This is a genomic window from Spirosoma arboris (assembly GCF_009754945.1).
Lineage (GTDB): Bacteria > Bacteroidota > Bacteroidia > Cytophagales > Spirosomataceae > Spirosoma > Spirosoma arboris.
The window spans coordinates 26,466-39,086 of the sequence record NZ_WPIN01000030.1 but is presented as its reverse complement, the minus strand read 5'-3'; the positions used below and the strand labels follow the sequence as shown (position 1 = coordinate 39,086).

At 48.1% G+C, this 12,621-nt stretch carries 10 protein-coding genes; 9 read left to right on the top strand and 1 reads right to left on the bottom strand.

The window, feature by feature from the left end; translation table 11 throughout:
* Window positions 1-9: 9 nt before the first annotated feature.
* Window positions 10-1,890 carry a beta-N-acetylhexosaminidase gene (locus tag GO755_RS38895; protein WP_157590844.1) on the bottom strand — a complete coding sequence of 627 codons (1,881 nt, stop codon included), beginning with the start codon at window positions 1,888-1,890 and terminating at the stop codon, window positions 10-12.
* A gap of 369 nt (window positions 1,891-2,259) precedes the next feature.
* On the opposite strand from GO755_RS38895, the gene GO755_RS38890 reads away from it, so the two are divergent.
* The 9 genes from GO755_RS38890 (at window position 2,260) to GO755_RS38850 (ending at window position 12,561) form a co-directional block, all read left to right on the top strand.
* Complete coding sequence (locus GO755_RS38890; RefSeq protein ID WP_157590843.1) at window positions 2,260-4,902, top strand: DUF5686 and carboxypeptidase-like regulatory domain-containing protein; 2,643 nt, start codon at window positions 2,260-2,262, stop codon at window positions 4,900-4,902.
* Window positions 4,903-4,914: 12 nt separating this feature from the next.
* Window positions 4,915-5,958 carry a hypothetical protein gene (locus GO755_RS38885; protein WP_157590842.1) on the top strand — a complete coding sequence of 348 codons (1,044 nt, stop codon included), beginning with the start codon at window positions 4,915-4,917 and terminating at the stop codon, window positions 5,956-5,958.
* 49 nt (window positions 5,959-6,007) lie between these two features.
* Window positions 6,008-6,844 (top strand): cytidylyltransferase domain-containing protein, encoded by an 837-nt coding sequence (locus GO755_RS38880; RefSeq protein WP_157590841.1) that lies wholly within the window; start codon window positions 6,008-6,010, stop codon window positions 6,842-6,844.
* On the top strand, window positions 6,837-7,694 hold the full coding sequence (locus tag GO755_RS38875) for a transketolase (protein ID WP_157590840.1): 858 nt from the start codon (window positions 6,837-6,839) through the stop codon (window positions 7,692-7,694). Before GO755_RS38880 ends, GO755_RS38875 begins: the two co-directional genes overlap by 8 nt.
* A gap of 86 nt (window positions 7,695-7,780) precedes the next feature.
* Window positions 7,781-8,695 (top strand): transketolase family protein, encoded by a 915-nt coding sequence (locus tag GO755_RS38870; protein WP_157590839.1) that lies wholly within the window; start codon window positions 7,781-7,783, stop codon window positions 8,693-8,695.
* A 78-nt stretch (window positions 8,696-8,773) separates the two neighbouring features.
* Window positions 8,774-10,111, top strand: coding sequence for an aminotransferase class III-fold pyridoxal phosphate-dependent enzyme (locus GO755_RS38865; RefSeq protein ID WP_157590838.1), 1,338 nt, complete (start codon window positions 8,774-8,776; stop codon window positions 10,109-10,111).
* Between the two features lie 93 nt (window positions 10,112-10,204).
* The gene (locus GO755_RS38860) at window positions 10,205-11,011 is read left to right on the top strand and encodes an SDR family oxidoreductase (RefSeq protein ID WP_157590837.1); all 807 of its coding nucleotides are present in this window, start codon (window positions 10,205-10,207) and stop codon (window positions 11,009-11,011) included.
* A 112-nt stretch (window positions 11,012-11,123) separates the two neighbouring features.
* Window positions 11,124-11,675, top strand: coding sequence for a KdsC family phosphatase (locus GO755_RS38855; protein ID WP_157590836.1), 552 nt, complete (start codon window positions 11,124-11,126; stop codon window positions 11,673-11,675).
* On the top strand, window positions 11,656-12,561 hold the full coding sequence (locus GO755_RS38850; RefSeq protein WP_157590835.1) for an N-acetylneuraminate synthase family protein: 906 nt from the start codon (window positions 11,656-11,658) through the stop codon (window positions 12,559-12,561). The genes GO755_RS38855 and GO755_RS38850 overlap by 20 nt, the downstream gene beginning before the upstream one ends.
* Window positions 12,562-12,621: the final 60 nt, after the last annotated feature.

The following is a 12,621-nucleotide window of genomic DNA, read 5'->3' as shown; positions in this document are numbered from 1 at the left end:
CCAAACCCATTAACGCCCCACCCGCTTCTGCAGCGCATCGCGCGTGAGTGTAATCAAGTGGCCTATAGGCTTTCCGGCACGATACGTAATTACGCGAAGGTTAACGTTACCATCGGGTAGATCTACGGGCTGGCTGTAGTGGGTCGAGAACTGATCGGGCATGGTATCGTCAATCGTGTAATAGATATCCAGTCCCGGAATTTCGCCTTCCAACTCAAGCCGCAGTTTGCCATCTTTCATGCTCGTTTTGATAATGGCATCGTAAACCGCCCGCGAATAGTTGATTTCTGCGACATCGGCCCGGTCAAAATGTGTTTCCATACGCTGTACAAAGTTGGGCCAGTTTTTAACTTCCTTCGGCGACCAATAAACCTCCGATAAAGCCCAGGCACGTGGATAAGTCATGTATTCAGCATAACGCAAGGTTGGTATTTGCTCCGTCCAGAGATTCCCCTGTCCACCCAGAATATATTTAGCATCAACGCCATCCGGAACAGGCTCAAAACTATAACTCGTGCGGGTTCGAAGAGAAGCATAAATTGGCGGATCGATGGTTGGATCTCCCTGATTATAATCTAGATACGCAAAGGTTGTGGGGGTCATCACCACATTATGACCGGCATGGGCTGCTTCGATCCCATATTTGATTCCCCGCCAGCTCATTAACGTAGCACCCGGCGAAATACCGCCCTCCAGAATTTCATCCCAACCGAGTAATTTCTTGCCTTTAGCCGTTAGAATCTTCTCGACCCGATTCATAAAATAACCCTGTAAATCTTCAACGTGCCGGATATTCAACTGCTTCATCAACGCCTGGCAACCAGGGTCATTCGCCCAGTAACCTTTGTAGCATTCATCGCCCCCAACGTGGATGAATGGGCTCGGGAAGAGAGCAGCTACCTCGGTAAATACTTTGTCTAAAAACTCATACACTTTCTCATCAGACGGATTCAGTGTATTTTCCACCTTCATTTTAAACGTTCCGTTGCCATACCAATCCGAAAATGCCGTTCCAGGATTGACGCTGACAATGGCTTTTGTACAACTCAATTCAGGATAAGCTGCCAGGGCTGCCATGCTGTGGCCGGGCACATCAATTTCAGGAACAATCGTCACATTGCGCGCCTGAGCATAGGCAATAACCTCCCGAATATCGTCCTGTGTATAAAATCCACCATAGGGCGTCGGTTCACCTGGTTTGGGCTCGGCCCGGTCGCCATAGTGTCCGGCTCGTGCCACACGCCAGGCACCTACAGAAGTGAGCTTTGGCAATGATTTGATTTCAATCCGCCAGCCATTGTCGTCAGTCAGGTGCCAGTGAAAGGTGTTGTATTTCAGTTTGGCCAGTTGGTCGATGTACTGTTTCACCTCCACTTTTGTGAAGAAATGACGGCTTACGTCGAACATGATTCCCCGCCAGCCGAAGCGCGGATAATCGGTAATCTTAACAGCTGGTACAGTCCAGGTTTTTGTTGTTACAATCTTCCCTTCAATTTCTTTCGGCAACAGCTGGGTCAGCGTTTGCATCCCATAAAACAGTCCAGCTGGGCGGTTGGCCGTAATGACCACTCCCTTAGGCGACGCGTCAAGTATATAACCTTCCTGACCCAGTTGTGCATTAGGCGTTTCGGTCAGATTCAGTTGGATTTTACCGGTTTTACCTGATTTTGCCACCAACCCAAAGCCCGTTGGCGTGTTCAACTGCTGACTGAGCATATCAGCAACTACCCGTCCATCGGCCTGATTGTAGTGAATGGTTGTTGCTTTCGTAAGGGTAAACACGCCAGGCTGTGGCTGTACACTCACTGGCTGGGGAATTAAATTAATGGGCGACTGGGCCTGGGCGGTGGCAATGCAAAGACTAAAAATAAGTAGTCGACTAAGATTCATGCTACGTGCGATTAATGATTATGAAGTAAAGTGAAGTTCACTAGAATTTTAATGCAACAGCCGTGCTTCGGGTTCTGATCGTGCAAAACTAACTGAAGTCGAGCTGTTGCAAAGCCTGGTTTTGTCTACCAATACCGACCTTATAAGTCAATTATCGGACCAAATGAAGCTAAAAAAATTTACCGATAAGTTGGCTTTGAGCGCTATTCCTTTGTACAAAACCAAGTAAACGTTTATTTTAAACAAGAATTTAAAGTTATAGATTATTTATGGAAAACTTTTTTCTGAATTCCGCTGTATGTGCCTTAGTCAACTGAGTTTACTTGTTTAATTCAGGATTGGCTTCCCATTCATTGCCTGCTTTTGCTTATGGACGACAACTACACGGAATCGTCTGACCGGGGTATACCTACCCCCTCTCTCTCGTTCATTACCAGCCTTTTACGACTGGCTTTCACTATTTTATTGACCATAACTACTACTCACCTCTATGGGCAGAAAGTAGTAGTTCGGGGAAAAGTACTGAATGCCCGCACAAATGAAGCTGTCGAGTTCTCAAACGTTTTGGTTACTGGCTCAACAACAGGTACCCAGTCAGATCTCAACGGGGCCTATGCGTTGGAACTGGCTCCGGGCACTGTAACGCTCCGAGCTTCATTTGTGGGCTATGCACCCGAATCGAAAACCATCACCATCGATGGTTCACAAAAAGTCATTGTACTAAACTTTCGTCTACAGCCCCAACAGAAAAGCCTGTCGGAAGTGACGGTTCGGGGTAAGCGCGAACGGTATCGGAATAAAGACAATCCGGCGGTGGCTTTAATCGAAAAGGTAATCGCTCACAAATCGCAGAATCGAAAGGAATCGTTTTCGTTTTATCAATACAACAAATACGAAAAGATTGAATTTGACCTGAGTAACATCTCAGAAAAATTCCGCAATCGGCGCTCACTCAAAAAATTCGACTTCGTTTTTAATTACCTCGATACCTCTCAGGTAACGGGCAAAGTAAACTTGCCTATTTACTTGAAAGAAGCCGTCTCGAATGTTCTCTACAGTCGCAATCCAGAGCGAAAAAAGGAGATTGTTGAAGGCGAGAAAATGACGGGCTTGGGGAATTACGTTGACAACAATGGTATCAAAGTTTATCTGGAAACACTCTACCAGGATGTCAATGTCTACGATAACAATATCATGCTGTTATCGAACCAGTTTCTGGGGCCTACGGCTCCCCTGGCTCCTCAGTTTTATAAATATGTCATCATTGATTCGACAGATATTAAAGGCGTTCGCTGTGTCAATCTGGGGTTTTCGCCCCGCAACAAAACGGATTTACTGTTTCAGGGTACGATGAGTGTGGCACTCGATTCGAGCTATGCGATTCGGAAAATTGTGATGGGCTTTTCCAAAGACATCAATATCAATTTCGTAACCGATATGCGACTCGCTCAGGAATACGATTTTGTGCAGAATCAGGGATTGATGCTCACTAAAGACGAGCTGGCTATTGAGTTCAATCTGCTCAAGAAAGAAAACGGGATGGGCCTGTTCGGCCAGCGAAGCGTATCTTACCGAGATTATCTGTTAAATCAGCCTATTGACCTCAGCCGCTTTACAGGCTTGTCTACCGATGTCGACAAAGACGCTCAAAATCGCCCCGATACGTTTTGGGCAGAAGCCCGTCATCAACCCCTATCAGGAAAAGAACAGGGCATTTATGCGATGGTCGATAGCGTAAAAAAAGTGCCGGTTTTTCAGAAATTCATGAACACAGCCATGTTTCTACTGGAAGGCTATAAACCAATAGGTCCTTTTGAAATCGGGCCGGTCAGTACATTCTACAGTTTCAACCCCGTCGAAGGGTTTCGGTTGCGCGTGGGAGGTCGAACGACAGCTAGCTTTAGCGATCGGATGGCATTCGAGACCTATGGTGCTTACGGTTTTCGCGATAAACGGTTCAAGTATTTTGCTTCGGCAACATTCTCCCTCACCGATCATAATACCTACACATATCCCATCAAACACATTCAGGTCAGTGTCCAGAACGAATTGAAAATTCCGGGGCAGGAGTTACAGTTTGTTCAGGAAGACAATTTCCTGTTGTCATTCAAGCGTGGGCCAAACAACCGCCGAACTTATAATCAGGTAATCAATCTCGATTACTTGAATGAATCAAAAAATGGCCTGACGTTTAACCTGAACGTTAAGCGGATTGAGCAAACACCAGCCGGAGCGCTCACCTTCGAGCAGTCGTCGTCTGATGGAGGAACAATCCTGATTCCGAATGTTACGAGTACCGAGCTAACGGCAGGGCTTCGATATGCTCCTCACCAACAGTTTTATCAGGGCAAAAACTACCGAATTCCTATTGTCAACAAATACCCGATTATTCAGGTCCGGTTCACGGCTGGGGTGAAAGGCCCACTGGGTGGCCAATATAATTTCCAGCGGTTAATAGCTTATGCCAATAAGCGGTTCTATATCTCCCCCATTGGCTATACCGACGTGTCAATAGAAGGCGGGCAAACGTTCGGGCGAGTACCGTTTCCGTTGTTGACTATTCATCGCGCCAATCAGACCTACTCTTACCAGCCGGAAGCCTATAACATGATGAATTTTCTGGAATTCGTCAGCGATCATTATGGGGCCATTTTTGCTGACCACTATTTCAATGGGTTTATTTTCAACAAGATACCCCTTATCAAAAAACTCAAATTACGCGAAGTCGTTACCATAAAAAGTCTTTGGGGCGGGCTCCGTTCTGAAAACCGACCCAGTCCGGAAAACCTGGTAACTGGTCAATCGGGAGGGCTTCTTAAGTTACCAACGGATCAAACTGGCAACCCAGTCACATTTGCGCTAGGATCACGTCCTTATGTTGAAGCCAGTGTTGGAATTGCGAACATTTTCAAAGTGCTGCGCGTGGATCTAATTAAGCGGCTAACCTATCTGGAGAATCCGCTGGCTCCACAGGGATACGGGATACGTTTTCGAATGAAATTCGATTTTTAGCGGCTTACTGCTATGAAAAAGAAGGTACTTTTTATTGTAGGGTCAGTTAATCAAACCTCGCAGATGCATCAGATCTCGGCGCTACTGTCCGATGAGTATGACTGCTGGTTTAGTCAATTCTATGCCGACTCCAGGCTCATCAACTGGGGTATTCATCAGGGTTGGCTGGATCATACCATTCTTGCGGGTAAATTTCGGGCTGATGCCGAAGCGTATCTGCGGTCGTTTCAGCTAAATATCGACTATCGGGCGGTCCAAAATCGCTACGATCTGGTCGTCGTTTGTTCAGATTTGATTGTTCCGGGTGCCATTCAGGCTACAAAAAGCTTGTGGGTTCAGGAAGGCATGATCGACGAGGTTACCTGGTTGACCAAAGCCGTTAAAGCCTTACGTCTACCGCGTTACTTCAGCGTGGGAACGTCGCTCAATGGCTCTTCGAATCTGTGTGATGTCTATTGCGTAGCGTCGGAAGGGTACAAATCGTTTTTCACGAAAATGGGCACCGATGCGCAAAAGATTTTAGTCACGGGCATGCCTAACTTCGACAATGTCAAGAAGTTCCTAACCAACGACTTCCCACACCGTGACTACGTCATGGTAGCGACTTCCGATATCCGGGAAACATTTCGTACCGAAGATCGACCCGCCTTTATCCGGGAAGCCATTGAGTTGGCCAAAGGTCGCCAGTTGCTGTTCAAACTTCATCCTAACGAAGTTTGGGAGCGGGCCGAAGCTGAAATTCGGCAGATTGCCCCGTCCGATACCCTGATTTTTCAGCAGGGCAATACGAATGAAATGATCGCGAACTGCGCCGAACTCGTCACGCAGTATTCAACCGTAGTCTATGTTGGTATGGCGCTGGGGAAACCGGTTTCCTCGTATTTCAATCTGGACGAACTCCGGCAATTGACCCCACTTCAGAACAACGGGACCTCCGCCGAAAACATCGCCCGTATCTGTCGTGATTTCGTTGCGTTCACGGGGCCACGTAAAGAATTTGTTAAATCGTATCGATACCGGTCTGTGCTAAGCGACCGGGAACATCTTTCGCTGTAACTAGCGCAATCAAATAGAGCTAGTTGTTACGTTGAGTCTTTTTTACGTTATGAGTTACTCAACCATTGTTGTTATTGTCCAGGCTCGCATGTCGTCAAGTCGATTACCTGGCAAGGTGATGCTTCCCCTGCTGAATCAACCGCTACTGGCGCGGATGCTTGAACGACTACGGTATTGCCAAACGCCATTTACTACTGTAGTAGCCACATCAACCGACCCTACCGACGACGTAATTGAGCAGTTCTGCCACACAGAAAACGTACCGATTTACCGTGGAAGTCTGAGCGACTGTCTGGATCGTCACTATCAGATTGCCGAGCAATGGAATGCCGATGTAGCCGTCAAAATCCCTTCTGACTGTCCGCTCATCGATCCGCGTATTGTAGACCAGACGCTGCAATTTTTTCTGGACAGTCCCGGCCAGTATGATTTCGTGAGTAATCTCCATCCGGCTACCTGGCCCGATGGCAACGATGTTGAGGTGATGACGCGTGCCTGTTTGTATCGTGCCTGGGCCGAAGCAACGAAACCTCTCGAACGCGAACATACCACACCGTATATCTGGGATTCTGCGCCCGATACGTTTCGCATCGGAAACGTGAGCTGGTCAACGGGATTAGACTACTCAATGAGCCATCGATTCACCATCGACTACCAGGACGATTACGAATTCATTCGAACTGTTTACGAAGAACTATATCCAACCAAGCCCGATTTTTCGTGCGATGATATTCTGACACTCCTTCGCCAGAAACCCGAAATCTACCAGATCAACGCAGATTTTGCAGGCGTCAACTGGTATCGCCATCACCTGGCCGAACTCCATACCGTTTCAGCAGAACAGACCAAACAAGTTAAGCAGTTAACCCAATTTGTGCATGACTAACGAAGTACTGAACGATTTACAAAAAACGGCACTGAACGTCCGTGAACACATTATTCGGCTCTCTACCGATGGAGGCTGTTTCACCGGCGCGTCTTTATCGGCAACCGATCTGGTAGTCTATCTCTACAAGCAATTTTTGAACGTCAACAAAAATAATCTGAGGGATTCCAGCCGCGATTATCTGTTTTTGTCGAAAGGTCACGACGTTCCAGCGCTCTATGGCACTTTCGTAGAACTGGGGTGGATGCCTGCCGAACGACTCCAGCATCATCTTTCGCCGAATGATTCCATTTACTGGCACCCAAACGTGAACGTGCCGGGCATTGAGTTTCATTCCGGGTCGCTGGGTCATCTGCCATCGGTGGCGTTGGGCGTAGCTCTGGATTGTAAAATAGGGGGATCGCCCAATAAGGTTGTCTGCATTCTGGGCGATGGTGAATTAAATGAAGGGTCTGTATGGGAAGCCATCCTGGTTGCCAACGCCTACAAACTAGATAACCTGTTGTTTGTGGTCGACCGCAATTTTTTTCAGGCTAACATGCCAACCGAAGAGCTGATTCCGTTGGAGCCATTGCCCGATAAATTCGCGGCTTTTGGGGCAGCCGTTAAGCGGGTTGATGGGCACGACTTTACCGCTTTAGAAGATGCACTGACAAGTTTCCCATTTCAGAAAGATAAGCTTAACGTGCTGATTGCCGACACGCGCCGTGGCAAGGGACTGCCCAGTATCGAAGCCCGCGCCGACCGATGGTTCTGCAATTTCACGCACGATGAAGTCGATGCGCTGCTTGGCGAACTCCATGGCGAACATGCAGCCACTTTAGAATCGGAAACACTGGTAGTAAGATAATTAGTTATGTATGATGTATGATATAGGATGTATTCTAGTTAGTTCAGTACCTCCTATATCATACATCATACGTCATACATAAAATCATGACGTACGAAGAATTACTAACCCAAACTGCCCTCGCTGATGAACGCGTGGTGGTGATGACCGCCGAAAATCGGGCGTTAGTGCGCAACATGCCAGCCAATCTCGGCAATCGATTTATTGACACGGGTATTACGGAACAGTGTATGATTGGGGCCGCTGCGGGGCTAGCGCTACGCGGACGAACCCCGGTCGTTCATGCGCTTGCGGCTTTTTTGTCCATGCGTGCCTACGAATTCGTCCGTACCGATCTTGGTATTGGCAACCTGCCTGTAAAGCTGAGCAGTTTTGTTCCTGGTTTTCTCTCCGATGGGAATGGCCCGACGCACCAGGCTATCGAAGACGTTTCGCTCATGCGCGGCATCCCGCATATGCAGGTTTTCTGCCCGGCCGATGAACAGGATTTACTCCAGATGCTGCCAACCATCTGGGCATCATCCGCTCCATCGTATGTTCGGATCAATACCCGCCCAGCCACGTATCATCATACCCAGCCTTTCGAAATCGGGCAGGCCGAAGTCATATCGACGGGATCTGACGTGACCATCTTGGTATACGGTATGCTCTTTGAACAGGCGTTAATAGCAGCCCATCAACTACGCCATGCCGGGCATTCGGTAGGGCTTGTTAATATGCGCAGTCTGAAACCTATAGACGAAGCCGTTATTCTGGAGGTCTGTGCTAACTCAGATTTAGTAGTCACCATCGAAGATCATTTTCTAACGGGTGGACTCTATAGCATCGTCGCCGAAACGCTCCTCAAATACCGTAAAACGGCAAATGTTCATCCGTTTGCTTTACGGGAAAAATGGTTCAAACCAGCCCGTTTGAACGAAGTATTGGAACATGAAGGATTCACTGGTCAACAGTTAGCCCAAAGTATTATCAACCTATTAGTCGGGGATTTAGCCGACTAATAGACAATGATAAATGATGACTGGAAATTCGATTATACATCCTTCACGTATCATTCATCATTCATAATTCATCATTTTATGAACGGTATCCAATTTAACGAAACCTACCCCGACATCACGGTGTCGGATCAGTATTACGAACGGGCGCTCACCGTTCAGAAACCCATTACCCAAACCCTTGCCAAAGGACCGGGGCAATTCACGAAGGGTGTAGCTCCCAAATATCTGGATCGTGGTAAAGGCTCGCACGTTTGGGATGTAGACGGGAATGAGTACCTCGACTTTAACGCGGCCATTGGTCCCATTTCGCTGGGCTACTGCTATCCTGTTGTGGACGAGGCCATCCGCCAGCAGCTCAACAAGGGCATAACCTTTTCGTTGATGCATCCACTTGAAGTCGAATTGGCGGAGTTGATTCGGGAAGTTGTTCCCAATGCTGAAGCGGTCAAGATCAGCAAAACCGGGGCCGACGTCTGCTCGGCGGCTATTCGAGTAGCAAGGGCGTTTACGGGTCGCGACAAGGTATTCTGTTGTGGTTATCATGGCTGGCACGACTGGTACATTGGTGTAACAAGTCGTAACGCTGGCATTCCTGAGGCCATTCAGGATATGACGTACACCTTTGAGTATAACGATATTGACAGTATCCGAGCTGCCCTCGACGAAACCGTTGCCGCCCTGATTCTGGAGCCGTTCATCTTCGAAGCACCCAAACCTGGCTTCCTGGAAGAATTAGCCGAAGTCTGCCGACAAAACGGTACGCTTCTGATTTTCGACGAGATGTGGACTGGTTTCCGTATTGCCCTTGGTGGTGCACAGGAATACTTTTCTGTTAAGCCCGACCTCGCGGTTTACTCCAAAGCCTGCGCCAACGGAATGCCAATAGCACTGCTGACTGGCCGTGCGGATGTCATGGAATTATTTGACCATGAAGTCTTTAGCTATACAACATTTGGTGGAGAGGCACTTTCGCTGGCAGCTTGTATTGCTACCATTAAAGAACTCCGCGACAAGAACGTACCGGCCTATCTCAACGAAAAGGGTGGTTTACTCAAAGACGGTTATAATCAGCTCGCCACCGAATTAGGTATGGCGCACCTCACGAAGTGCATTGGCTACAACTGTCGGTCGATGGTAACATTCGCAGCAGAAGCGGGTAATGGGCTGGAACTCAAAACGCTGATGCAGCAGGAAATGATCAAACGGGGCATTTTGTGGGCAGGCTTTCACAACATGTGTTTCAGCCACTCCGACGAGGACATTGCCTACGCACTCTCAGCTTATCGCGATGTGCTGCCGATTCTGAAAGAAGCGATTGAAAGTGGAAACGTGAAATCGTATCTGCATGGCGAAGTGCTCGAAGCCGTATTCCGCAAGACCAGCAATTACAACATCAAACCAAAAGTGACAGCGTAACTCATTTAGGTTGTTCGAGTTACGAATTATGATTGACTGTTGACACACGCTTACAAATCGTAATTCGTAACCCTCAATTCGTAATTCAACTTTATGCTTGACACATTTTCTCTTTCCGACCGGGTTGCCATCGTAACGGGTGCAGTTGGGCTCATTGGTCGCAACCACTGTCGGGCATTAGCCGATGCTGGCGCCAAGGTGGTTGTCGCCGACCTGAACGAAACGGCCGCCAAGGATTTTGCCGATGAACTGGGCAAGGCTCATCTGGGAGTTAGCCTCGATGTAACAAACGAATCTGTTGTGAAACAGATCCGGGATCAAATCCTGGACCGCTATGGTCGAATTGACATTCTGGTGAACAATGCAGCCCTGAACGAAGCCGTCGAGAATCCAGCATTGGCGTTGGAATTGACAGCTTTTGAGAACTTTCCGGTCGCGCAGTTTAGGGCATCGCTGGACGTCAACGTGACGGGTGTGTTTTTGTGTTCGCAGGTATTCGGGAGTGTTATGGCACAACAGGGTAAAGGGAGCATTATTAATGTAGCCTCGACCTATGGCCTTGTTGGCCCCGATCAAAGCATTTACCGAAACGAAGCAGGCGAGCAAACCTTCTATAAAACAGCGGCTTACCCAGCGACTAAAGGCGCAGTTGTCAATTTTACCCGATTTCTGGCAGCCTATTGGGGTCAGAAAGGTGTCCGGGTCAATACGTTATCGCCGGGGGGGGTGGAAAACAGCCAGAACGAGTTTTTCATCCGGAATTATTCCGCCAGAACTGTTCTTGGACGCATGGCACAACCCGATGATTATCAAGGCGCTATTGTTTTTCTGGCCAGCGATGCGTCCGCCTATATGTCAGGAGCCAACCTGGTCGTAGATGGGGGCTGGACGGCGATGTAATGATGAATGATGAATGATGAATGATGAATGATTTTACAAAATTATTTATCAGTACAAAACTTGGGAATACAGGCCATTTGTAGGAACTGTAAGCCGAAAACCACAAACTAACTTGGATCAAAACTTACTCGAAAAAGCGGCTCGCATTAAGCTACTTCTGACTGATTGCGACGGTGTATTGACCGATGCGGGCGTTTATTACGGCGAAAACGGTGAGGTATTGAAGAAATTTAATATCCGCGATGGTATGGGCGTAGAACGGCTCCGTAAACTGGCAAATGTCGATACGGGCATCATGACGGGAGAAACCTCACCATCAGTAGTAGCCAGAGCTGCTAAACTAAAAATTACCGAACTCCACTTGGGTTGTAAGGACAAACTCTCGCTTCTGTCCGACATCCTGACTCGCACTGGCCTCGATGCATCGGAAGTGGCCTTCATTGGCGATGATGTCAACGATCTGGAAATCCAGCAGGCAGTAGGATTTTCTGCCTGTCCTGCCGATGCTGCCCGCCAAAACAAAGCGATTGTCGATTACTGCTGCGACACGAAAGGGGGCGAAGGCTGCCTGCGCGAAGTAGCCGAATTTATTATTGATGCCAGACAATTAATTTCTAGTCAACCCACTCAAATTCAATCAATTTATGAAAACCATCACACTTAACACCGGCCGAAAAATTGGCGCTGGACAGCCCAGCTACATTATTGCCGAGATTGGAATTAACCACAATGGATCGCTCGATCTTGCAAAAAAATTAATTGATGAAGCCGTCTTAGCCAAAGCTGATGCCGTAAAATTCCAGAAGCGAACACCCGAAATCTGTGTTCCCCGCGATCAATGGAACATCATGCGCGATACCCCCTGGGGCCGCATGACCTACATCGATTACAAGCGCAAGACTGAATTTGGCATGCTCGAGTACAACGCCATTGACCAGTACTGTCGCGAAGTAGGTATCGACTGGTTTGCCTCAGCCTGGGACGTAGAATCGGTTGATTTTCTGGAAGCATTTGATCCCTGTCTCTATAAACTGGCGTCGGCGTCGTTGACCGACCTGGGCCTGATTGAGAAAATCCTGCATACCGGACGTCCCCTCATGCTTTCTACAGGTATGTCTACCCTGGCTGAAATTGAGGAAGCCATCGCGCTGGTTACCGAATTCGATGCCGATTATCCGCTTCTGGTAGCCCACTCGACTTCAGCTTATCCATGCAAACCAGAAGAGTTGAACTTACGTATGATTCCTGCATTACAAGCCTCCTATCCAACCATTCCGATTGGATACTCTGGTCATGAAACAGGCCTGGCTACCTCTGTGGCTGCCGTGACGCTAGGTGCAACGTTTGTCGAACGTCACTTTACACTCGACCGCGCCATGTGGGGCTCCGATCATGCTGCCTCTGTTGAGCCACAGGGCTTACAACGTCTGGTACGCGACATTCGGGATGCTGAACTTGCCCTCGGCGACGGTATTAAAAAAGTATATGAGTCCGAACTAGGGCCAATGAAACGACTCCGGGTCAATATCAATGCAGCCTATACTGTTTAGGTAGAACTGTAGCCAATTTTTTTAGAATGATACGGTGCGTATGATATATTTGACTAATCA